Consider the following 21794-nt stretch of genomic DNA (forward strand, 5'->3'; position numbering starts at 1 on the left):
TAAAAGTGAGTGAACAGTTAAAAGTATCATCTTCACCACATATCCGTTCTAAAGAGACAACCGGCAATATCATGCTGTGGGTTATCATCGCTCTGTTACCGGCAACTTTCTTTGGAATTTACAACTTCCGTGACACACATGCATGGCTGCTTGTTATTGTGACAACAGCAGCAGCAGTTCTTACGGAGTACATTTACGAAAAACTGATGCATAAAAAGATTACGATCAAGGATTTCAGTGCCGCAGTTACAGGACTTCTGCTTGCACTCAACCTTCCGCCGACAGCCCCGATCTGGATGGGAATCATCGGAAGTGTATTCGCAATCCTGGTTGTAAAGCAGCTCTTTGGTGGATTGGGACAGAACTTCATGAACCCTGCACTCGGAGCAAGATGTTTCCTTCTTATTTCCTTCACAGGAAGAATGACAAGCTTCGTATATGACGGCGTATCCGGTGCAACACCACTGGCAACGATCCGTGCTAATATCGAAGCAGGAAATGCAGCACTTGACGGTGTGAACAGCATGGACATGCTGATCGGAAATATTGCCGGAACCATCGGTGAGACATCCGTTATCGCAATCGTGATCGGAGCGATCATCTTGATTCTCAAAGGAATCATTGATCTTCGTATCCCGGGTACATATATTGTGACATTTGCACTTTTCATCGGAATCTTCGGTGGATTTGTAGATGGAATTGGATTCTTCAACGTTCAGTACATGACAGCAGAACTCTGTGGTGGTGGTCTGATGCTTGGAGCATGGTTTATGGCAACCGATTATGTAACTTCCCCGATTACCAAAAAAGGGCAGATCGTATATGGTATCCTTCTTGGATGTCTGACTGGTCTGTTCCGTCTGTTCGGTGGTTCAGCAGAAGGTGTATCTTATGCGATCATCTTCAGTAACCTTCTTGTACCGCTGATCGAGAGAGTTACTCTTCCAAAGCCTTTCGGTAAAGGAGGAGAAAAATAATGAATAAGATTATCAAAAATACACTGATCCTTGCAGCAATCACCGTTGTATCCGGTCTGGTACTTGGAGCTGCTTACGAAGTGACAAAAGGTCCAATCGCACAGACACAGGCAAAGCAGAAACAGGAAGCCTGTCAGGCCGTTTATCCGGAAGCAGATTCCTTTGAGGCAATGGACGTAGATCAGAAAGCTGCCAAAGAAGCAATCAAAAAGATGGGAACGAATGCAACAGTAGATGAAGTCTATTCTGCTGTTATGGATGGAAGCGAAGCTGGTTATGTTATAACAGTAACAGACAAAGATGGTTACGGCGGAGATATCCAGATCACAGTCGGTATCATGAGTGACGGTACGGTAAATGGCATTTCTTTCCTTTCCATCAGCGAGACAGCAGGTCTTGGTATGCGTGCGAAAGAACCAAGCTTTTACAATCAGTTTGCAGGACAGCAGGCTGAAAAATTCTATGTATCCAAAGATGGCGGAGACGGACAGCCGATCGATGCTTTGAGTGGTGCAACCATCACTTCCCGTGCAGTCACAGGAGCTGTCAACACAGCACTTGGATATTACCAGACAGCGTTAGGAGGTAGTGGAAATGAATAAATGTACAGAAAGACTTTATAACGGTCTTGTAAAAGAAAACCCGACCTTTGTTATGATGCTTGGTATGTGTCCGACACTGGCGGTTACAACATCCGCAATCAACGGTATTGGTATGGGACTTTCTACCACAGTGGTATTGATTTTCTCAAACCTTTTGATTTCCATGCTGCGTAAGATCATTCCGGATTCGGTTCGTATGCCGGCATTTATCGTAGTCGTAGCAACACTTGTTACCGTGGTACAGTTCCTTCTGGAAGGTTTTGTACCTAGTCTTTATGCATCACTTGGTGTATATATTCCTCTGATCGTAGTTAACTGTATCATCCTTGGACGTGCAGAAGCATATGCATCAAAGAACCCGGTCCTTCCATCTGTATTTGATGGTATTGGTATGGGACTTGGATTCACACTTGGTCTTACCTGCATCGGTATCGTCAGAGAGCTGATTGGTTCCGGAAAATTATTCGGATTTCAGGTTATGCCTGATATCTACGAACCTGTTACTATTTTCATCCTTGCTCCTGGTGCATTCCTTGTCCTTGCATTCCTTGTTGCGGCACGTAACAAGATCATGAAGAAACTGGAAGCAAAAGGAAAGAAAGTTGTTAAAGCGCAGGGATGCTGTGAAGGCGGATGTGCTTCATGCGGCGGATGCGACGGACACGTGTTCCCGACAGGTCAGGAAAAGGAATAGGAGGGAGATAAGAGATGAAAGAATTACTTATTATAGCAGTTGGTTCGGCGCTTGTTAACAACGTCGTACTCAGCCAGTTCCTCGGTATCTGTCCTTTCCTTGGTGTTTCTAAGAAAATTGAGACAGCAGCCGGCATGGGCGGCGCAGTTGTTTTCGTTATTACAATCGCATCTTTCATTACCGGTGCGATCTACCAGTTCATCTTACATCCGGCAGGATTTGAGTATCTGCAGACCATCGTATTTATCCTGGTTATCGCAGCACTCGTTCAGTTTGTAGAAATGTTCCTCAAGAAGGTTATGCCTCCGCTTTATAATGCACTTGGTGTATATCTCCCGTTGATCACAACAAACTGTGCAGTACTTGGTGTATCACTGAACTGTGTAACAAAAGGATATAACATTCTTGAAGGTGTTGTATACGGATTCTCCACAGCAGTCGGATTCACGATCGCGATCGTGATCATGGCTGGTATCCGTGAGAAGATCGAATACAACGATATCAGTGAGTCTTTCCAGGGAACGCCGATCGTACTGCTTACAGCAGCACTGATGTCCATCGCGTTCTTTGGATTCTCAGGAATCATTTAACAGAAGGAGGACCGTGTTATGAGTATAACAGGAGTATTGATTGCTGCACTTATCGTAGGCGGTACCGGCGTATTCATCGGTGTCTTCCTTGGAATTGCAGGCAAGAAATTTGCAGTTGAAGTAGATGAAAAAGAAGAAGCGATTCTCGCAGAACTTCCGGGTAACAACTGTGGTGGATGTGGATATGCCGGATGTTCCGGTCTTGCAGCAGCTATCGCAAAAGGAGAAGCTCCGGTAGGACAGTGCCCGGTCGGCGGTGCTCCGGTAGCAGCAAAGATCGCAGCGATCATGGGCGAAGAAGCCGGTGAAAGCGTACACGAAGTTGCATTTGTAAAATGTGCAGGAACCTGCGAAAAAGCAAAACAGGCATATGATTATACAGGAATTACAGATTGCCAGATGGCAGCCATGATGCAGAATGGCGGACCAAAAGGATGTTCTTTCGGATGTCTTGGTTTCGGAAGCTGCGTAAAGGCATGTCCGTTCGATGCGATCCATATCGTAGACGGAATTGCAGTAGTTGACAAAGAAGCATGTAAAGCCTGTGGTAAATGTATCGCCACTTGTCCAAAACATCTGATCGAGCTTGTACCTTATGAACAGAAGCATCTCGTACAGTGCAGCTCAAAAGATAAAGGAAAAGACGTTATGAGCGTATGTTCCGTAGGATGTATCGGATGTAAGATGTGTGAAAAAGTATGTGAATCTGATGCAGTACATGTAGTAGATAACATCGCACACATTGATCCGGAAAAATGTACAAACTGTGGAAAATGTGCGGAGAAATGTCCGAAGAAGATCATTAAGTAAATAAATAATGAAAAAAAGGATCCGGATGCTGTTTCGGAGGCTAAGAACAAGTTTTTCTTAGGCTTCTGCAAATACATCCGGATCCTTTTTTTATTGAGTTCATTCGACTGCGGAAGGATGAAAGGATGGAAAGAGAAAGTTAGGAAAATTTAATTTTTAGAATATCGTGGGGTATGTTATAATAGAAAAAATGGAGAAGGAAAAGAAAAATTATTGGTTGACGGTTAGGTGGAAAATCATCTAAAATAGAAATGAAAATAGAGACAAAATACGACATTGCATCATCTGTAAATATTGGCGCAGAGTATGACAAGGGCGTGAAGAAACTCTTTAAGAGCAAAGAGATCATTGTGCCGATTATGGAGATGGTGATTCCGGAATTTGAAGGGTGTTCGCAGGAAGAGATCCTGAATTGTCTGGATCTTGCATCGATTATATCGGATGAGGTTGTCAGTGACGCACCGGTTTCGGAGACGGATGAATATCGGATACGGGGCGAAGACACAGAACTTTCCGGAGGCTCGGATAAGTTGATTCGGTTTGATTCGAAGTTCAGGATTCGTAATCCGAATGGGAGAAAAATCAGAAGAGAAAGGGATATTTGATTATCTTAATCAGGTATTTGTGGGAAATATAGAAGAAATAGAGACATATTCACATATTGAATGGGAAGATGAATTTAAGGAGGATGTGGCTATGACGATGACGGGATTTAGTGATATATTAGTTAGAAGAGGGAGAGAAGAAGGCAGAGAAGAAGGGCGAGAGGAGACAACTGTTAAATTTATCTGGAGTTTACATGAAATGGATTTTACAGATGATATGATTTCGGAAGCAGTAAAAAGACCGATTGATTATGTGCAGGATATTTTGAAAAAAGATGCACCTCAATAAGAAAGTTGGGAACACTTTTGTGAAAAATAGATTAATAGCAGGAATAAAGATGCTTTTACAGGACTTATGGAATATCCGCATTGCGATTCTTGTATTTGCAATTTATTTTGTTATAGGAAGAAAGTTTTTATACAGTCTGTGTCCAATGGTGATCATGACGGGATTTCCTTGTCCGGGATGCGGGCTTACAAGAGCGATGTTTATGGTGCTGCGAGGGGACTTTGCCGGGGCATGGAAAATGCATCCGTTTATTTATGGTGTGATTATTCTGGTGGGATGGTTTGGCATGCGGAGATACATACAGAGAAAAGAAACGAAGAGTCTTGGAAAATGGGTGATTCTTCTGTGCGTAGGACTGATTCTATATTATGTGTACCGAATGGTAAGGTATTTTCCGGGAGATGCTCCGATGAGTTATTACTATGGAAGCGTGGGACACCGGGTGTGGGAGATAATTAGAAGTGGAAGAAATTATTTATAGTAGAGTATATAAAAGTGCCGCGAAGTCATCAAAACGATGATGGAGCGGCACTTTTTTGGATTAATCATAAAAACAAAAGTCGCTTATCTTCTACTTAAGCGACTTTTTTTACCCAGTATTTTTCTATAACATAAATAATGTTATCATTTTTGACATATTTCGTCAAGTTAGGCATAACGGATTTAGGTGCTTTAACTGTAAAACTTTATCAAAATATCGCAACTTTTTTTCTATTTTGACACCCTAATCATATACGGAATGTTCTACCGGTTCGGTCTGATCGATGTACCGGACGAGGTTAAGGAGAATATGAGGAAAAATGATCGAAGCAATAAAAAACAGAAGAAGCATCAGAAAATATAAGAACAAAGCTGTGGACAAGGATGAGTCATTCATTCCGAGACGAAGAGGTGGAATTTAGAAATTTATTTTAGGATATAATTATTACTAAAAGATAATATTGAAAACAATCTTGGATAAGTGGTAAAATCGTTTGGAGGCACAAAATGAAAAAGTATGCGATACCATTGTTGTAATTGAAGTGAGCCTGTTGAAGGAAGAAAGAATAAAAATATCTGAAATAATTGATTTGATATGATACTAAAAAGGAAGGTGATTAAAAATCAAGTTGTACAAAAAAATAATAATTCAAGATTTTAATCAACCAGTAATGTGGCTGATTCCGGCAATCATTTTTAGTGCTTGTCTTGTACTTTTTATTAGTTGAGTGTATAAGAAAGGTTCTCAAAAGCAGGAAAAGGATAATGGAATTAATAAAAAATATAGAATTGCTTGGATACTATTTATTGCCTATATTATTGTTACCTTTCAGACTGTCTTTTTTTCAAGAGAAGCGGGGAGCAGGAAAGAAATTAGTTTAGTGTTATTTGAAACATGGGGACATTCTTTCCATATGCATGCTATGTTTATTGAGAATATTATTATGTTTATTCCTTTTGGTGTATTGTTACCAATAGTTTTTAAACAAGTCAGAAGCGGTTGGAAATGTGTGCTGATTGGTTTTTTATGTTCCTGTGGTATAGAGATCACACAGCATATTACGCAGAGAGGATATTTACAATTGGATGATGTGGTAACAAATACAGTTGGGATGTTTATCGGATGGGCGATATGGAAGATCGTATGCAAGTGTCTCAGAACATGTCTGAGTGAAAAGTGCTGATATTATCCAGAAATAATTTCCTGGAATTTCAATATTCGATTTGCGGGGAGTACAGAGCATTCTGGATAATTGCGGCAGATATTTATGATGAGGAGCCCTTTTGATGTGATAGATGTGCCGGAAAATACAGCGAAAAGAAATGGAGATCAGATGAGAACAGAAAAATGGATCATTTTTGGAATGTTAGTAGCTTTGCTTGCAGGATGTTCTGGAAAGAAAGCAGCAGAAATTTCTGCGGATGCAAAAGTGGGAAGCATCGAATATAAAATGCTGATGAACTGGTTTTTATAACAAATTCAAGTGCACTTCTAGTCAGATATCTGAGTGCGGGTTGCAAGAGACTCTGGACATGCTATTCAGAGTATTTCATAGTGAGCGAGGAAGAAGGCTTGCAAAGAAAATAGTAGATTTTTTGTTGGAAGATGAAGGATGTGCAGAATGCTTTCCGTGCAATTTAATCGAAGAATTTAAATGATAAAAACAGCAAAGAACATCAGTGTCTGATTGAGAAGTATGAGAAGGGAAGTTCGTGATGTTATATCTGCTGGGAAGATCTTCCCGCGCTAATCCTAGCGCAGGAAGCCTCTCAGCATTTTTTCTTTCCAGAACCGGTACTTCTGATACCGGATCGGCAGATCCATCCAGGTTTTCTTATCGACTATGCTTCTCTGATGTGTGAAGCATTCAAATCCTTCTTTTCCATGATAGCATCCCATGCCGCTTTCTCCGACACCGCCGAACGGCATCTGGCTGGTGGCGAGGTGGATGATGGTATCGTTGATGCAGCCGCCGCCAAAATGGCATCTGGCAAGGACTTTCTTTTTGGCAGCAGGATCTTCGGTGAAAAGATAGAGTGCAAGCGGGTGTGGATGGGATTCGACCTGCCGGATTGCATCATTCAGGTCAGAATAGGTAAGTACCGGAAGAATCGGTCCGAAAATTTCTTCGCCCATGACCGGATCGTCCCAGGTGACATCTTTTAGGATGGTCGGGGCAATGCGTAGGGCAGATGGATCGGACTCACCTCCACAGACCAGTTTATCGGCAGCAATCAGGTTCTGCAGCCGGTGAAAATGTTTTTCGTTGATGATTTTCCCATAATCCGGATTTTGAAGAGGCTGTTTGCCAAACTGCCGGTGGATTTCTTTTTCCAGTGCCTGAAGCAGCTGGTTTCGAACAGAAGCATCGCAGAGGACATAATCCGGGGCAACGCAGGTCTGTCCGCAGTTGAGATATTTTCCGAATACGATCCGTCTTGCGGTGAGAGAAATTTTCGCCGTGGAATCCACGATGCACGGGCTTTTCCCACCAAGCTCCAGAGTGACGGGAGTCAGGTATTCGGCAGCATGACGAAGGACTTCTTTTCCAACCGTTTTTCCTCCGGTGAAAAAGATTTTGTCAAAATGCTGGTTTAAGAGCGCCTGATTTTCTTCCCGGCCTCCGGTGATCATCGTTACATATTCCGGTGGATAGCATTCCTTGAGAAGCTGACTCAGAATCTGACTGGTGTGTGGAGCGTAAGCGCTTGGTTTCAGGATGACGGTATTTCCGGCGGCGAGCGCATCGATCAGCGGTTCTAAAGTGAGGAGTACCGGGTAATTCCAGGGACTCATGATCAGTACGGTTCCGTAGGGGGATGGCGATTGAAAGCTTTTGGCGGCGAAGTGTGCCAGCGGAGTAGGGACGGTTTTACAGCGCATCAGCTTTGGTAAATGCTTTTGCATCCAGGTAAGCTCGGAAAGCGTCAGACCGATTTCGCACATATAGCTTTCCATCCGGCTTTTTCCAAGATCCGCTTTTAGTGCTGTGTACAGATCTTGTTCATGGTGTTTGAGTGCAAGTTTTAGCTGTTCTAATTGTTTTAATCGAAAAGAAAGCGGAAGTGTTGCGCCGGTTGCAAAAAAATCACGCTGCGTGGAAATCCGCTGTCTGATTGTCTGTTCATCCATGTGTTTTAACCTCCCAGGTATCTGGATATTTAAGTTTCGATTCCTGTTTTCCAAATTGTGTTTATATTCTTGAAGAGTCTTTTATACTGAAAATAATGTATATTTCTTTTATGATAACGAAAATAAGGGAATTCTTCAACGGTGTGAGTGGCGAAAATGGAAAGAATGTGATAAAATATTTTTGTTTGCAGCAGCAGACTTACATAATTTTATCAAGACAGGAGTTTTAATATATATGGGATACGAGCGTTTGGAAAAGAGTTTAATCGATCTGGTAAAGGAAGAGCAGGCAAAGCTCGGATATCGGAAAGAGATGATCCGGCTTTATTATCCGCTCAGTTCACTGAATCATTTTATGGAGACGAATGCAGATTCGGAAGAAATGCAGGAGCTCCTTGCAGATTTTCCGAAAGCAGCAGAAGATATTTTCGGGGAAGTCGGGATTACACATGCAAAGGACCGTTTTTGCTTTGCTTTATCGGAAAAAGCATCGGAATATGTGCATGAAAATATGAAACCGAATGAATTTATCAAAGAGCTGGTGGAACTTGTCGCAAAGCATGGCTGCACGATGGAAGATATCGAAGTATTGTTCCGTTCTCATTCAGACAAGATCGTGGCAGAACCTATGGATAATGGAGAATTTGACCGGATGATCCGGTTTGAAGAGGGAGAAGACAAGTATTATTATTGCTTTAAAGATGAAGGATGCCATATTATTTATCATCGTTTCCTGCCGGAAGATTATGCAGATTTTGACTTTTAAATCGAACATTGCGGGAATTGCATAGCAATGGAGCAATCCGGTTACATCAGTGAGTGGCAAAATTTACTTTTGACACTCACATCATTAAATTGAATAAAAATAGATACAGATTTTGGCTTTAAACCAGATAAGAAAATAAGAAATCGAGGTAACACCAATGAAAATCGGAATATATGATTCAGGGATCGGCGGACTTTCTGTGCTTCACCGCGCACTGAAAAAGATGCCGGAAGCAGAATTTATATATTATGCGGATACAAAGCATGTTCCATACGGAGAAAAGACGAGGGAACAGATCAAAGGATATGTAGAAGAGGTTCTGAATTTCCTGATCGCGAAGGAGGTTGATGCAATCGTAATCGCCTGTAATACGGCAACCAGCGTGGCAACGAAAGAATTCAGAGGCGAATTTGCCGTACCGATCGTCGGTATGGAACCGGCAGTCAAGCGCGCGCTCAAGCTCTATCAGGATATGCAGAAACGGATCCTGGTAACAGCAACACCGGTTACGATAGCCGGAGAAAAATTACACAGCCTTCTGGAAAAAGTAGATACCGAACACGAAGTAGACCTTGCGCCACTTCCAAAACTGGTCCGCTTTGCCGAAGCCGGAAGATTCCAGGACCCGGAAGTAGATGAATACCTGAAAAACAGCCTTCAGAGCTATACACTCAACCAGTATGCTGCAGTCGTACTTGGCTGTACTCACTTCAACTACTTCAAACAATCCTTCCGCAAAATCTTCCCGGGAGAAATCCATTTCGTAGACGGCAACGAAGGCACCCTCCGCCAGCTAAAAAGAGTTCTCCCCGAACAAACCAGACCAGGTACCCCAGGCAAAGTCACCTACTACTTCTCCGGAACCCCAGCCGACGCTGAGGGCATAAAGAAAATCCAGGCATGTATGACGCAGTTAGATAAAGTATATGAGATCAAGTAAATACTGATATCGAATAAAATCCACCCCATTCCTATCTTGTGCAATGGAGATGAGACTTAAGAATCGTGGAAGCCTTTGCTGAACACGATTCTCGCCCTAAGAGGCTCATCGGAATGCTTTGCACAACTTGGAATGGGGTGGATTTTATTCTTCTCTGGTGGTGTCACAACCTATCTTATTGTACTTCCTGAATCCCAGAAATATCACTATCTATCATCATCGAATAATTGGTATAATACACGACAAACCCAGGCTTGCTTCCATTGGGTTTTTTAACCTGCTTTTTCTCTACATAGTCAACCTCCACCTTTTCAGCCCCGGAATTCTTCGAGTAATGCGCAGCAAGTCTGGCTGCCTCTTCAAAGGTCCGGTCCGGAAGTTCTTCCCCGTTCGTCTTCACGATGACATGGGAACCCGGTGCCTTTTTCGCATGGAACCACCAGTCCCCGCCATTTGCAAAATGGAAGGTGAGTTCTTCGTTCTGAAGATTATTTTTTCCAACATACATATGGAAACCGTCTGAAGAAATATAGTGGAACGGTTTGCTTGTAATCTTCACCTTTTTGGCAGACTGCTTTCTGCGGATAAATCCACTTTCGATCAGTTCTTCCTTGATCTGGATCAGGTCATCCTCGCTTCGTGCAATATCCAGGGATTTGCTGACGGACTCCAGATAATCAATCTCATCTTTCGTTTCTTTGATCAGTTCTGAAAGAGCCTCGAAAGTACGTTTCTGTTTATTATACCGGTCAAAATATTTCTTTGCATTTTCCTGCGGTGTTTTTTGCGGATCCAGCGGAATTTTGATCATTTCGTTAGTATAATAATTGAGTGCTTCCAGTTCTTTTGCACCTTCTTCGAGATTGTAACCGTAGGTGTGGATCAGTTCTCCGTATACCTTGTATTTATCGCGGCTTTCCGTATCGCGAAGCTGCTTTAACTGCAGGTCGTATTTCTTGCGGTTACGTTCCAGTGCTGTCTGAACCACACGGCGCAGATCCGAAGATTTCTGGCGGATCCGGGTGATCAGATCACGGGAAGAATAATAAGTCCGGATCACTTCGGAAATCGAATCATAAGATTTTACCTGATAGCTGGAAAAGTGGGTGAGCAGAAGAGATGAGAACTCTTTCGGCTCATTTCCATCGTAATAAATAGCAGGAGAGAATTTGCTTTCTGTCACCTGCTCCATAAAATAGGTAAACTGCCGGTACAGATGCGCCAGCAGATCACCGGACATCTCCGATGCCGGAACAGAAGAGTCGATTCCTGCCAGATAGCAGATCTCTTCGGCGACAACCGGACTGATTCCGGTAAAACTGTTGTAGATCGCTTTTCCGACCGGCATTGGTTTGGAGAGAAGTTCCTGTGTGAAATTTTCCTCCGGTATGCCAAGTGGATTCTCTTTTTTCATAGTATCCGGGATAAAATATTCTCTTCCCGGAAGAACCTCACGCACAGAACTCATCTGCGCGGAAACATGCTTGATACTGTCGATGATCATTCCTTTTTCATTACAGAAAATAATATTGCTGTGCTTGCCCATGATCTCAACGATCAGGGATTTGCGGCACAGATCTCCAAGTTCATCTAGGTGCTCGATCTCGAAGCGGATGATCCGCTCCAGGGAAGGCTGAAAAATGCCTACGATGCGGCCATTTGCAATATGTTTTCTCAGAAGCATACAGAAATTCGGCGCAGTCATCGGACTTGGTTTGTTATCTCTGGACAGATAGATCAGCGGCAGGGATGCACTTGCGGAGATGACCAGTCTTACCTGTCCTTTTGCAGGTTTGATCGTGAGAAGCAGTTCATCATTTTCCGGCTGTGCGATCTTGGCGATCCGCCCGTTCAGGATGGTATCATTTAATTCTTTTACGATATTTGCGATTGTAATTCCATCAAAAGCCATTTTAAAAATTCACCTCATATTTATCCGGGAATATGCCAGGGCACATTCTTTTTTCAATGGGCTCATTATAGCATAGAGAGGCATGCATAGACAAGTGAAAATGCCCTGTCACCCGGTTGACGAGTAAGTGTAAATGAACTATAATAATCGATAGTAAAACGGCCCTTAAAAGGTCAGTAAGAAGAGGGAAAATCAAATGATAAAAAGTATGACAGGCTTTGGACGGTGTGAGATCGCCGAAGCAGACCGCAAATTTACCGTAGAGATGAAGGGGGTTAATCACCGTTACCTGGATGTGAATATCCGTATGCCAAAAAAGCTTAACTTCTTTGAGTCCGCGATCCGCAACTTGCTCAAGCAGTATGTGCAGAGAGGAAAGATTGATATTTTCATCGGGTATGAAGATATGACAGAAAGCCAGATGACTTTGAAATATAATCAGAAGCTGGCAGAAGAATATATGGCAAGCTTTAAGCAGATGGAAGAACAGTTTGGGCTTGACAATGATGTGCGGGTATCTACACTTGCACGCTGCCCGGAAGTCCTTACGATGGAAGAACAGTCTGTGGATGAGGAAGAACTGTGGAGTGGTCTTGAAAAAGCAATGAAAGGCGCATGCGAACAGTTTGTACAGACCAAGACTACAGAAGGTGAGAACCTGAAAAAGGATATCATTGGCAAGCTGGATGGAATGCTGGAAGTTGTTGCCAGGGTTGAAGAGCGATCTCCGCAGATCGTTGCTGAATACCGAGAGAAGCTGGAAACGAAAGTGAAGGAGCTTCTTGGGGACACCCAGATTGACGAAGGACGGATCGCGGCTGAGGTTGTGATCTTCTCTGACAAGATCTGTACAGATGAAGAAGTGGTAAGGCTGAAAAGCCATATCAAGCATATGAAGGAAACTCTGGAACAGACAGAGGGAATCGGACGCAAGCTTGATTTCATTGCGCAGGAGATGAACCGTGAGGCGAACACGATCTTATCCAAGGCAAATGATCTGGAAGTATCCAATTATGCGATCGATCTGAAGACTGAGATTGAAAAAGTCCGTGAGCAGATTCAAAATATTGAATAAAGCTTTGAAAAATGTAAAAAGATGTGTTAAAATAACATTTCAATGTCTGAGTATGCAGGAGAACTGATTATGAGAGAAAAAAAAGGAATCCTTATTGTAGTATCCGGATTTTCCGGAGCCGGTAAGGGAACACTGATGAAAAAGCTGATGCAGGACTATGATAATTATGCATTATCGATCTCTGCAACCACGCGACAGCCTCGTGTTGGGGAAGAAGATGGAAGAGAGTATTTTTTCAGAACCAAAGAAGAATTTGAAAAAATGATTGCGCGTGATGAGCTTATAGAGTATGCTAGATATGTAGAAAATTACTATGGAACTCCGAAGCAGTATGTTATGGAGCAGTTAGAGGCAGGCAAGGATGTGATCCTTGAGATTGAGATCCAGGGTGCGTTGAAAGTGAAAGAGAAGTATCCGGATACCCTGCTGATGTTCGTGACTCCGCCGAGTGCGCAGGTACTGAAAGACAGACTGGTAGGACGGGGAACCGAGACCGCAGAAGTGATCGATTCGAGAATGAAGCGGGCAGTAGAAGAATCACAGGGCGTAGAGAAGTACGATTATCTTGTGATCAATGATGACCTGGAGCGCTGCGCAAAAGAGATGCACAGCATTATTCAGGGTGAGCATGACCGGGTAAGCCGGAATGCTGACTTTATAGATGATATCAGAAAAGAACTGAAGGAACTGTAGGAAAGGAGCAGAATTTATGTTACATCCATCATATACCGATTTGATGAAAGTAGTAAATCAGGACGTGGAAGAAGGCGCAACTAAGATTGTCAACAGCCGTTATTCTATCGTTCTTGCAACAGCAAAGAGAGCGAGACAGATCATTGACGGCGAGATGCCGCTTGTTCCTGTTAAGGACGGCGAAAAGCCGCTTTCTATTGCAATTGATGAGCTGAACAGTGGAAAGATCAAAATTATTGCAGAAGATGCAGATAAATAAAAGAAGTTCGATACCCTGCAGCTGTCTGCGGGGTATTCTTATGATAGGGAATTTTATTTTCCGGTGAAGATGATTTTCCCTGCCGCCCAGAAATTATGCTTGAGGAGAAATTTATTTTATGAATATATTATTCATTTCATTAGGCTGTGACAAGAACCTTGTGGATTCGGAGGTCATGCTTGGGATTCTTGCAAAGGACGGTCATCAGATGGTGGACGATGAGACAATGGCAGATGTCATTATCATTAACACCTGCTGCTTTATCCATGACGCAAAGGAAGAGAGTATCCAGAATATTCTTGAGATGGCAGATCTGAAGAAGACCGGTAGATTAAAAGCCCTGATCGTAACAGGCTGTCTTGCACAGAGATACAAAGAAGAGATCATTCAGGAAATCCCGGAGGTTGATGCGGTTCTCGGAACGACTTCTTATGAAGAGATCGCGCACGTGATCGATGGAGTTTTAAGCGACAGTCCGATGGAGCGCGGAGATGTGCGCCTGACTATGAAGGATGTGGATTATCTCCCGGTGACAGACACGCACCGTATGGTGACGACCGGCGGACATTTCGCTTATCTGAAGATTGCAGAAGGCTGTGACAAGCACTGTACTTACTGTATTATCCCGAAGGTACGAGGAGATTTTCGGAGTGTGCCGATGGAGCATCTGTTGGAGGAAGCGCAGAATCTGGTAGACGGAGGGGTGAAGGAGCTGATCCTGGTAGCACAGGAGACCACCATGTACGGAACCGATCTGTACGGGGAGAAGCGGCTTCCACAGCTTTTGAGAGCGCTTTGCAAGATCAGCGGACTTCGCTGGATCCGTATTTTATACTGCTATCCGGAGGAAATCACGGATGAGCTGATTCAGGTGATCAAGGAGGAACCAAAGATCTGCCATTATCTGGATCTCCCGATCCAGCATGCAAGCGATGGTATCCTGAAGAGAATGGGAAGACGGACTTCCAGAGCGCAGCTCATCGAGACCATTGAGAAGCTTCGACGTGAGATTCCGGATATCGCACTTCGCACAACTTTGATCACTGGATTCCCGGGAGAGACACAGGAACAGCATGAAGAGCTGATGGATTTTGTGGATCAGATGGAATTCGACAGACTTGGCGTATTTACCTACTCACCGGAAGAGGATACTCCTGCAGCATCTATGCCGGATCAGATCCCGGAAGAAGTCAAAGAGGAACGTCAGGCAGATCTCATGGAACTTCAACAGGATATCGTATTTGACCAGGCAGAAGACCGGATTGGGGAAGAGCTGCTTGTGATGATCGAAGGCAAGGTAGCAGATGAGAATGCCTATGTGGGAAGAACCTACCGGGATGCGCCGAATGTAGACGGACTTATTTTTGTGAACACATCGGAAGAACTGATGTCGGGAGATTTTGCAAAGGTAAAAGTGACCGGATCAGCAGATTATGATTTGATAGGAGAGTTATTATGAATTTACCAAATAAGTTAACGATTTTACGAGTGATTTTAATTCCGTTTTTTGTAGTGTTTATGTTATTTGATATTACCGGAGCAGCAGATAAGTGGATCGCACTTGTGATCTTCTGTGTTGCCAGCCTGACGGATATGCTGGATGGGAAAATCGCCAGAAAGTACAACCTGGTAACGAACTTCGGTAAATTTATGGATCCGCTTGCAGACAAGCTGCTGGTATGTACCGCGCTGATCTGTCTGACATCTATGAACCGACTGAATGTCATTGTTGTTCTGGTGATCATTGCCAGAGAATTTATCATCAGCGGATTCCGTCTGGTTGCTTCTGACAATGGAATCGTCATTGCGGCAAGCTACTGGGGCAAATTCAAAACCGTATCACAGATGGCACTGATCATTGTGCTGATCATGGATCTGGGCGGTGTGTGGAATGTTGTAGGAACAGTCCTTACATGGGTAGCACTGCTCCTGACCGTCGTTTCACTGATCGATTATATTGCAAAGAACAAACAGGTATTAACACAGGGAGGCATGTAAAATGGTTGTAGAGCTGATTTCTGTCGGCACTGAAATTTTACTTGGCAACATTGTGAATACAAACGCAGCATACCTAGCAGAGAAATGTGCTCTGCTAGGTTGTTCTTTATATCACCAGACTGTTGTCGGTGACAATGAAGAGCGTATGGAAGAAGCAATCCGCCAGGCAATAGAGCGCGCTGATATCGTAATTCTGACAGGGGGACTTGGCCCTACCAAGGATGATCTGACAAAAGAAGTAACTGCAAAGGTATTTGGCAGAAAACTTTATATGGATGAACGTTCCAAAGCACGGATCCAGGATTATTTTGAAAAGATAAAGAGTAAAAAAGTAACGGAAAATAACTGGAAGCAGGCGTTGGTTCCGGAAGGCGCGATCGTGATCGATAATCTGAACGGAACGGCACCTGGACTGATCCTGGAGGATAAAGAGCGCGGCAAAGCAGCGATCCTGATCCCTGGTCCTCCGAATGAGATGAAGCCGATGTTTGAACACGACATTGCACCGTACCTCAATAAAAAGCAGCCGGAGGGAATCTATTCCCATATGGTAAAAGTGTGCGGGATCGGGGAAAGCAGGGCAGAGACCATGGTTGCGGATCTGATGGATGCACAGACCAATCCGACGCTTGCGCCTTATGCAAAGACAGGAGAGGTACATTTTCGTGTGACTGCAAGAGCCTGCTCTGAAGAAGCGGCAGAAAAACTGATGGAGCCGATGATCGAAGAGATGAAGATGCGTTTTGGTGATGCTGTTTATACGACCGAAGAGAATGTGACACTGGAAGAGTCAGTGATCCGTCTTCTGGAAGAGAAGAAGATGACTGTGACAACGGCAGAATCCTGTACAGGCGGAAAGCTTTCCGGCAGACTTCTGAATGTGGCAGGAGCTTCCGGCGTGTACAATGAAGGATATATTACTTATGCGAATGCATCGAAGGAAAAGATCCTTGGTGTGAAGCATGAGACACTGGAAACCTACGGGGCAGTTAGTGAACAGACAGCAGCGGAGATGGCACTTGGGGCAGCAAAGGCGGCAAGTGCGGATGCGGCACTTAGTGTAACCGGAATCGCAGGACCTGGCGGCGGTACAGCGGAAAAACCGGTCGGACTTGTGTATATCGGATGTGCGGTAAAAGGAGAGGTAACGGTAAGAGAGTACCGTTTTACCGGCAATCGTGAGAAGAACCGGGACTATGCGGTTGCGCGTGCGATCACGCTCTTGCGGGAAGAACTTTTAAAGAGGGCGTAAGAGAGAAAACCAGTTCATTCTGGAAAAGATGAGGTACAGAAAAATGATCATAAAAAGACTATATAGCAGTCAGGAGGTTGTGGAAGGTCTGCATCTGGTATGGGATGTATTTATCAGAGAAAACGCCAATTCCTGTACACAGCAGGGAATCGAGGAATTTGCCCGTTTTATCAAGATGGAGAATTTTATGCCTCTTGTCGAAAGCGGAGAGATGATCGTCTTTGGCGCGGTAGAAGGACAGGATCTTGGCGGTGTCGGAGCCGTGCGGAGGGATGGACATATTTCCCTTCTGTTTGTCCGCCCGGATTTGCGGAGAAAAGGGATTGCGAAGGCTCTTGTTGGTGAAATGTGCAGATACTGTACGATGCAGTTTGCTCTGATGCGTATGACGGTCAATGCATCGGTTGTGAGTACGGAAGCTTATCACCATATGGGATTCCGGGATCTGGCACCGGTTCAGGAAAAGAACGGGATCCGTTTTGTTCCGATGGATTTGATGATATCACCGGCAAATGTAAGATCTTCCTATAATGGAAAGAAACATACGGGACTTTTTATCGGGATCGCAGTTACCGTACTTATTTTTCTGATATTCCTGGGACTGCTTTTCGGAAAAATCATCAGCAATTTTGCGAGTGGTGAAGGAAAACAGGAGGATTCGTCACAGATTTTTGAATATAACCCGGATGAGGACGGAGAAATTGACGATATCTTTGGCAGTAATGGAAATGAAGAGGATAATAAGGACAGCAGTTCTGAAGAAGCACAGGGAATCGAGGCAATTGAAGGCTACGAGGCAGAAAATCTGCCGTATACGATCACGGAGGAAAATTACACTTATTTTTCCAATGGAAATAAAGGCGAATATCCGATGCAGTTTGATGTCAAATATCCGCAGATCACAGGTGTGGAAGGTGAAAATATTGACAAGGTCAATGAAATGCTGAAGGACTGTGCGATGAGTACGGTCAATACCTTATATCTGGCTCCGAGTGATTCTATGAAAGAGAAAATGTTGGAGGAATCGAACCCGTTTTTGGGAAGTCTTGTAACGTACAAGGTTTCTTATGCAGGAGAAGATTTTATCAGCGTAGCATTCAATGATATTTATTATGCAGGAAATACTTCTGCGCAGTATTGTGACCTCCGTACCCGCAACATCCGTATTTCTGACGCAAAGCAGTTTGAAGTGGCAGATATCGTGGATCTAAGCGATGCATTTATGCACGATTGGATGAAAAAGATGAAGGGTGAAACACCATCGGCAGAGGTGTTAAGCAATGTGAAATTAAATGATTTCCGACAGATTTTAAATGGGGAAATCCTGGAGAACCGGTACTTTGATGCATTCTTTGTAGATAAGGATGGAATTGAGATCGGAATTACTTACCATTACCCGGGAGATGGGAAAAAATCATCTGCGGAGAGTGGATGGATCACAGCGCCGTTTACTATGAAAGAAATAATTGAATATAAAACAGATAGTGAGTTCTGGAATCTTGTACAAAGTAACAATTGACGAATGTCGAAAATTGTGCGAAAATAAATACATATGGTGTTAAAACAATCACAAACGCCTTATAAAAGAAAAACAGATGTATTTGAAAGGAGTTTTAACATGATTTATTCACATGAAGTAGAAATGATGTGTCCGGTAGCTCAGGGTGCAAACCACGGACCAGCTCCAATTCCGGAAGAAGCAAAATGGGTAAAGGCTAAAGAAATCAAAGATATTTCCGGTCTTACACATGGTGTCGGCTGGTGTGCTCCACAGCAGGGTGCATGCAAACTTACTTTGAACGTTAAAGATGGTATTATTCAGGAAGCACTTGTGGAGACTATCGGATGTTCAGGAATGACTCATTCCGCAGCTATGGCTTCAGAAATTCTTCCAGGAAAGACTATTTTGGAAGCACTTAACACAGACCTTGTCTGTGATGCAATTAATACAGCAATGAGAGAACTTTTCTTACAGATCGTATACGGAAGAACTCAGAGTGCATTCTCAGAAGAAGGACTTCCGATCGGTGCAGGACTTGAAGACCTTGGTAAAGGACTTCGTTCACAGGTTGGTACAATGTACGGAACTCTCGCAAAAGGACCACGTTACCTGGAAATGGCAGAAGGTTATGTAACAGGAATCGCTCTTGATGACCATGATGAAATCATCGGATACCAGTTCGTAAGTCTTGGAAAATTCACAGACTTTGTCAAAGCAGGCGATACTCCGAACGAAGCTTGGGAAAAAGCTAAAGGACAGTACGGACGTGTAGCTGATGCCGTTAAGATCATTGATCCGCGTAAAAACTAATTACATACATAAGTAATTAACGGGTTATATAGGCAACAATATTTTCAGGAGGACAATTAAATGGCTTTATTTGAATCATATGAGAGAAGAATTGATAAAATCAATGAAGTTTTAAACAGCTATGGCATTGCTTCACTCGAAGAAGCTGAAAAGATCACAAAGGATGCCGGACTGGATGTATACAACCAGATCAAAGGTATTCAGCCAATCTGTTTTGAAAACGCATGCTGGGCTTACATCACAGGTGCAGCAATCGCAATCAAAAAAGGATGTACAAGAGCAGCAGACGCAGCAGCAGCAATCGGAGAAGGACTTCAGGCTTTCTGTATTCCGGGATCTGTAGCAGATCAGAGAAAAGTAGGTCTGGGACATGGTAACCTTGGAAAGATGCTTCTTGAAGAAACAACAGACTGCTTCTGCTTCCTTGCAGGACATGAATCATTCGCAGCTGCTGAAGGTGCAATCGGTATCGCTGAAAAAGCAAACAAAGTTCGTCAGAAACCTCTTCGTGTTATCCTGAACGGTCTTGGAAAAGATGCTGCAAAGATCATTTCAAGAATTAACGGATTCACATATGTTCAGACAGACTATGACTATTATACAGGAGAACTGAAAGAAGTTCAGAGAATCGCTTACTCTGACGGACTCCGTTCTAAAGTAAACTGCTACGGTGCAAATGATGTACGTGAAGGTGTAGCTATCATGTGGAAAGAAGGCGTTGACGTTTCTATCACAGGTAACTCTACAAACCCGACACGTTTCCAGCATCCGGTTGCAGGTACATACAAGAAAGAATGCGTAGAAGCAGGAAAGAAATACTTCTCAGTTGCTTCAGGTGGTGGTACAGGACGTACACTTCACCCGGACAACATGGCAGCAGGACCGGCTTCTTACGGTATGACAGATACACTCGGACGTATGCACTCTGATGCACAGTTCGCAGGATCTTCATCTGTACCGGCTCACGTAGAAATGATGGGTCTTATCGGTGCAGGTAACAACCCGATGGTCGGAATGACAGTCGCTGTTGCTGTAAGTATCGAGGAAGCTCACAAAGCTGGTAAATTCTAAGAAACCGCGTAAAATAAGGGCTTGTGAATGCAGTAGATAGTAGTAAAAAGTGTGTAAAAGTAGGTAACTGATATACTACTGATACATTACTGATACACCCTACTGATACACTAGATATCAAAAAAACTACTGTATTTTCAGTATTTCATTATGCAACCATTGTGGGTCACGCTTAGTATAGACTTTTTCAGTAATGTCGTATATTTCGTGACCCACCATTGTTTTAATGGCATATTCATCTACACCAGCATTTTTGCACATCGTTATAAAAGTATTTCTACCGTCATGAGGTCTGTGATCTGGATTCAATTCTAAAGCATCAACAAGTGCTTCTATTCTACGTCTATACTTATCATATGTTAGCATTAAATTAGATCTTGCTGTATTCGTATCAGTACAATTAAATAAGTATTCACTGTTCAACTCTTGTGCCTTATTGTACCATTTAATAACAAGAGGTCTAATTCTAGGATGAATAGGAACTGTTCGGTTAGTACCTGCTTTAGTCTTCATATCACCAGTTATTTCCCGGTTTTCAAGATCTACTTTTTCAAGCTCAATCTAAACATTGATTTGATTCGTTCTTTTGTAGATGGAGACGGTGTTCTACTTTCACCCTTCTTATCTACATATATTCCATTTTCCATTGCATCTTTTAAATGAAGCACTCTTACTGAGCTATTTGTACGGTGATTTAGATTATGCACAAAGATTAGTTGATAAACACAGTGGAAAGGGAACCCCGTTACTTGACAAAAATGTAAATTGGTTACGGAAAGAAAAATTTACAGATACGAAAGCTATTGGTGTTCATTTAGATATAAACGGGAAGAAAGTAGAAACTGATGCCGGTATGATCGTATATTCTAAAACCGGAACTCATGTATATCCAAGAAAGGAAATCAAATAAGTATGAAAATAACAAAGGATTTAGAAGGAAAAAGAGTAAAAATTACAGATATTGATAACGAAATATTTGAGGGAATTGTATCTGACTATATTTATCCTGAAGATAATGAGCCAGAAGGAGTAGCTGGAATTTGTATCGAAGATTGTCCTCAACGTCCTGGCGACTGGATAGGGTTTAATGAACACGATATTAAAGAAATTAAAATAACAGACTAAAAACATTACGGAAGACTTGGTTAATAGCTGAGTCTTCTATTTTTATGTATGGAGGTAAAAGCAGTGAGTGAAGAAAAAGTAAATTATTTTGAAGAGGAAATGAAAGCTCTTTTAGCCGGTTATATAAGTGATCAGGATACGCATTAAATCAATACGTATGCAAAATTAAGCCAACAGGGCATTACTTTCTTTTGACACCAAATCCTATTTCT

At 43.0% G+C, this 21794-nt stretch carries 26 protein-coding genes; 23 read left to right on the forward strand and 3 right to left on the reverse strand.

Annotated features, from left to right (window positions below):
• Window positions 1-5 precede the first annotated feature (5 nt).
• The 10 genes from PG418_RS03365 to PG418_RS03410 all read left to right on the forward strand — a co-directional run bounded on the left by PG418_RS03365 (window position 6) and on the right by PG418_RS03410 (window position 6522).
• Complete coding sequence (locus PG418_RS03365; RefSeq protein ID WP_022220470.1) at window positions 6-977, forward strand: RnfABCDGE type electron transport complex subunit D; 972 nt, start codon at window positions 6-8, stop codon at window positions 975-977.
• Window positions 977-1579 carry an RnfABCDGE type electron transport complex subunit G gene (locus PG418_RS03370; protein ID WP_022220471.1) on the forward strand — a complete coding sequence of 201 codons (603 nt, stop codon included), beginning with the start codon at window positions 977-979 and terminating at the stop codon, window positions 1577-1579. Before PG418_RS03365 ends, PG418_RS03370 begins: the two co-directional genes overlap by 1 nt.
• On the forward strand, window positions 1572-2273 hold the full coding sequence (rsxE, locus tag PG418_RS03375) for an electron transport complex subunit RsxE (RefSeq protein WP_022220472.1): 702 nt from the start codon (window positions 1572-1574) through the stop codon (window positions 2271-2273). The genes PG418_RS03370 and rsxE overlap by 8 nt, the downstream gene beginning before the upstream one ends.
• 14 nt (window positions 2274-2287) lie before the next feature.
• Window positions 2288-2863 carry an electron transport complex protein RnfA gene (locus tag PG418_RS03380; protein ID WP_055155598.1) on the forward strand — a complete coding sequence of 192 codons (576 nt, stop codon included), beginning with the start codon at window positions 2288-2290 and terminating at the stop codon, window positions 2861-2863.
• 18 nt (window positions 2864-2881) lie between these two features.
• Window positions 2882-3673 carry an RnfABCDGE type electron transport complex subunit B gene (locus PG418_RS03385; RefSeq protein WP_008375116.1) on the forward strand — a complete coding sequence of 264 codons (792 nt, stop codon included), beginning with the start codon at window positions 2882-2884 and terminating at the stop codon, window positions 3671-3673.
• Between the two features lie 251 nt (window positions 3674-3924).
• Window positions 3925-4278, forward strand: a complete 354-nt coding sequence (locus PG418_RS03390; RefSeq protein ID WP_498837055.1) for a hypothetical protein — start codon at window positions 3925-3927, stop codon at window positions 4276-4278.
• A 19-nt stretch (window positions 4279-4297) separates the two neighbouring features.
• Window positions 4298-4567, forward strand: a complete 270-nt coding sequence (locus tag PG418_RS03395) for a hypothetical protein (RefSeq protein ID WP_498837056.1) — start codon at window positions 4298-4300, stop codon at window positions 4565-4567.
• A 49-nt stretch (window positions 4568-4616) separates the two neighbouring features.
• Complete coding sequence (locus tag PG418_RS03400; protein ID WP_498837057.1) at window positions 4617-5048, forward strand: DUF2752 domain-containing protein; 432 nt, start codon at window positions 4617-4619, stop codon at window positions 5046-5048.
• Window positions 5049-5775: 727 nt separating this feature from the next.
• Window positions 5776-6231: a VanZ family protein gene (locus tag PG418_RS03405; RefSeq protein WP_498837058.1), complete on the forward strand. Its 456-nt coding sequence runs from the start codon at window positions 5776-5778 to the stop codon at window positions 6229-6231.
• 105 nt (window positions 6232-6336) lie between these two features.
• Complete coding sequence (locus PG418_RS03410; protein ID WP_498837059.1) at window positions 6337-6522, forward strand: hypothetical protein; 186 nt, start codon at window positions 6337-6339, stop codon at window positions 6520-6522.
• A gap of 278 nt (window positions 6523-6800) precedes the next feature.
• Here PG418_RS03410 and PG418_RS03415 read toward each other — a convergent pair whose 3' ends face one another.
• Window positions 6801-8201, reverse strand: coding sequence for an aldehyde dehydrogenase (locus PG418_RS03415; RefSeq protein WP_498837083.1), 1401 nt, complete (start codon window positions 8199-8201; stop codon window positions 6801-6803).
• Between the two features lie 214 nt (window positions 8202-8415).
• On the opposite strand from PG418_RS03415, the gene PG418_RS03420 reads away from it, so the two are divergent.
• Window positions 8416-8946 (forward strand): DUF3877 family protein, encoded by a 531-nt coding sequence (locus PG418_RS03420; protein WP_173686573.1) that lies wholly within the window; start codon window positions 8416-8418, stop codon window positions 8944-8946.
• Between the two features lie 157 nt (window positions 8947-9103).
• The gene (gene murI, locus PG418_RS03425) at window positions 9104-9886 is read left to right on the forward strand and encodes a glutamate racemase (protein WP_498837060.1); all 783 of its coding nucleotides are present in this window, start codon (window positions 9104-9106) and stop codon (window positions 9884-9886) included.
• Between the two features lie 175 nt (window positions 9887-10061).
• Here murI and PG418_RS03430 read toward each other — a convergent pair whose 3' ends face one another.
• Window positions 10062-11798: an Rqc2 family fibronectin-binding protein gene (locus tag PG418_RS03430; RefSeq protein ID WP_498837061.1), complete on the reverse strand. Its 1737-nt coding sequence runs from the start codon at window positions 11796-11798 to the stop codon at window positions 10062-10064.
• 196 nt (window positions 11799-11994) lie between these two features.
• Here PG418_RS03430 and PG418_RS03435 point away from each other — a divergent pair, with 196 nt between their 5' ends.
• From PG418_RS03435 to PG418_RS03475, 9 genes are all read left to right on the forward strand, one after another.
• Window positions 11995-12873: a YicC/YloC family endoribonuclease gene (locus PG418_RS03435; RefSeq protein WP_008375132.1), complete on the forward strand. Its 879-nt coding sequence runs from the start codon at window positions 11995-11997 to the stop codon at window positions 12871-12873.
• A 69-nt stretch (window positions 12874-12942) separates the two neighbouring features.
• Window positions 12943-13566 carry a guanylate kinase gene (gene gmk / locus PG418_RS03440; RefSeq protein ID WP_022220477.1) on the forward strand — a complete coding sequence of 208 codons (624 nt, stop codon included), beginning with the start codon at window positions 12943-12945 and terminating at the stop codon, window positions 13564-13566.
• A gap of 16 nt (window positions 13567-13582) precedes the next feature.
• A complete protein-coding gene (rpoZ, locus tag PG418_RS03445) occupies window positions 13583-13825 on the forward strand; it encodes a DNA-directed RNA polymerase subunit omega (protein ID WP_022220478.1) in 243 nt (80 codons plus the stop codon).
• Window positions 13826-13943: 118 nt separating this feature from the next.
• Window positions 13944-15284 (forward strand): 30S ribosomal protein S12 methylthiotransferase RimO, encoded by a 1341-nt coding sequence (gene rimO, locus PG418_RS03450; RefSeq protein WP_498837062.1) that lies wholly within the window; start codon window positions 13944-13946, stop codon window positions 15282-15284.
• Window positions 15281-15823 carry a CDP-diacylglycerol--glycerol-3-phosphate 3-phosphatidyltransferase gene (pgsA, locus tag PG418_RS03455; RefSeq protein WP_055155589.1) on the forward strand — a complete coding sequence of 181 codons (543 nt, stop codon included), beginning with the start codon at window positions 15281-15283 and terminating at the stop codon, window positions 15821-15823. The genes rimO and pgsA overlap by 4 nt, the downstream gene beginning before the upstream one ends.
• A 1-nt stretch (window position 15824) precedes the next feature.
• Window positions 15825-17075 carry a competence/damage-inducible protein A gene (locus tag PG418_RS03460; protein WP_498837063.1) on the forward strand — a complete coding sequence of 417 codons (1251 nt, stop codon included), beginning with the start codon at window positions 15825-15827 and terminating at the stop codon, window positions 17073-17075.
• 43 nt (window positions 17076-17118) lie between these two features.
• Window positions 17119-18594 (forward strand): GNAT family N-acetyltransferase, encoded by a 1476-nt coding sequence (locus tag PG418_RS03465; RefSeq protein ID WP_498837064.1) that lies wholly within the window; start codon window positions 17119-17121, stop codon window positions 18592-18594.
• Between the two features lie 99 nt (window positions 18595-18693).
• Window positions 18694-19386, forward strand: a complete 693-nt coding sequence (locus PG418_RS03470) for an iron-sulfur cluster assembly scaffold protein (protein ID WP_022220480.1) — start codon at window positions 18694-18696, stop codon at window positions 19384-19386.
• Between the two features lie 60 nt (window positions 19387-19446).
• Window positions 19447-20457 (forward strand): GGGtGRT protein, encoded by a 1011-nt coding sequence (locus tag PG418_RS03475; protein WP_008375150.1) that lies wholly within the window; start codon window positions 19447-19449, stop codon window positions 20455-20457.
• A 126-nt stretch (window positions 20458-20583) separates the two neighbouring features.
• Here PG418_RS03475 and PG418_RS03480 read toward each other — a convergent pair whose 3' ends face one another.
• Window positions 20584-21018, reverse strand: coding sequence for a tyrosine-type recombinase/integrase (locus PG418_RS03480; RefSeq protein WP_330583836.1), 435 nt, complete (start codon window positions 21016-21018; stop codon window positions 20584-20586).
• Window positions 21019-21049: 31 nt separating this feature from the next.
• Between PG418_RS03480 and PG418_RS03485 the strand changes: the two genes are divergently transcribed.
• Window positions 21050-21367 carry a polymorphic toxin type 50 domain-containing protein gene (locus PG418_RS03485; protein WP_416387094.1) on the forward strand — a complete coding sequence of 106 codons (318 nt, stop codon included), beginning with the start codon at window positions 21050-21052 and terminating at the stop codon, window positions 21365-21367.
• Between the two features lie 2 nt (window positions 21368-21369).
• Window positions 21370-21582, forward strand: coding sequence for a hypothetical protein (locus tag PG418_RS03490; protein WP_055155584.1), 213 nt, complete (start codon window positions 21370-21372; stop codon window positions 21580-21582).
• Window positions 21583-21794: the final 212 nt, after the last annotated feature.

Origin of the sequence: Bariatricus sp. TF06-38A, assembly GCF_027690675.1 — a bacterium.
Lineage (GTDB): Bacteria > Bacillota > Clostridia > Lachnospirales > Lachnospiraceae > Allocoprococcus > Allocoprococcus comes.

Bases quoted from the DNA above. Each gene is read 5' to 3' on its own strand.
- PG418_RS03370 (WP_022220471.1), top strand. From the start codon at position 977: ATGAATAAGATTATCAAAAATACACTGATCCTTGCAGCAATCACCGTT.
- rsxE (WP_022220472.1), top strand. From the start codon at position 1,572: ATGAATAAATGTACAGAAAGACTTTATAACGGTCTTGTAAAAGAAAAC.
- PG418_RS03380 (WP_055155598.1), top strand. From the start codon at position 2,288: ATGAAAGAATTACTTATTATAGCAGTTGGTTCGGCGCTTGTTAACAAC.
- PG418_RS03385 (WP_008375116.1), top strand. From the start codon at position 2,882: ATGAGTATAACAGGAGTATTGATTGCTGCACTTATCGTAGGCGGTACC.
- PG418_RS03390 (WP_498837055.1), top strand. From the start codon at position 3,925: ATGAAAATAGAGACAAAATACGACATTGCATCATCTGTAAATATTGGC.
- PG418_RS03400 (WP_498837057.1), top strand. From the start codon at position 4,617: ATGCTTTTACAGGACTTATGGAATATCCGCATTGCGATTCTTGTATTT.
- PG418_RS03420 (WP_173686573.1), top strand. From the start codon at position 8,416: ATGGGATACGAGCGTTTGGAAAAGAGTTTAATCGATCTGGTAAAGGAA.
- murI (WP_498837060.1), top strand. From the start codon at position 9,104: ATGAAAATCGGAATATATGATTCAGGGATCGGCGGACTTTCTGTGCTT.
- PG418_RS03430 (WP_498837061.1), bottom strand. From the start codon at position 11,798: ATGGCTTTTGATGGAATTACAATCGCAAATATCGTAAAAGAATTAAAT.
- PG418_RS03435 (WP_008375132.1), top strand. From the start codon at position 11,995: ATGATAAAAAGTATGACAGGCTTTGGACGGTGTGAGATCGCCGAAGCA.
- gmk (WP_022220477.1), top strand. From the start codon at position 12,943: ATGAGAGAAAAAAAAGGAATCCTTATTGTAGTATCCGGATTTTCCGGA.
- rpoZ (WP_022220478.1), top strand. From the start codon at position 13,583: ATGTTACATCCATCATATACCGATTTGATGAAAGTAGTAAATCAGGAC.
- rimO (WP_498837062.1), top strand. From the start codon at position 13,944: ATGAATATATTATTCATTTCATTAGGCTGTGACAAGAACCTTGTGGAT.
- pgsA (WP_055155589.1), top strand. From the start codon at position 15,281: ATGAATTTACCAAATAAGTTAACGATTTTACGAGTGATTTTAATTCCG.
- PG418_RS03460 (WP_498837063.1), top strand. From the start codon at position 15,825: ATGGTTGTAGAGCTGATTTCTGTCGGCACTGAAATTTTACTTGGCAAC.
- PG418_RS03465 (WP_498837064.1), top strand. From the start codon at position 17,119: ATGATCATAAAAAGACTATATAGCAGTCAGGAGGTTGTGGAAGGTCTG.
- PG418_RS03470 (WP_022220480.1), top strand. From the start codon at position 18,694: ATGATTTATTCACATGAAGTAGAAATGATGTGTCCGGTAGCTCAGGGT.
- PG418_RS03475 (WP_008375150.1), top strand. From the start codon at position 19,447: ATGGCTTTATTTGAATCATATGAGAGAAGAATTGATAAAATCAATGAA.
- PG418_RS03485 (WP_416387094.1), top strand. From the start codon at position 21,050: ATGGAGACGGTGTTCTACTTTCACCCTTCTTATCTACATATATTCCAT.
- PG418_RS03490 (WP_055155584.1), top strand. From the start codon at position 21,370: ATGAAAATAACAAAGGATTTAGAAGGAAAAAGAGTAAAAATTACAGAT.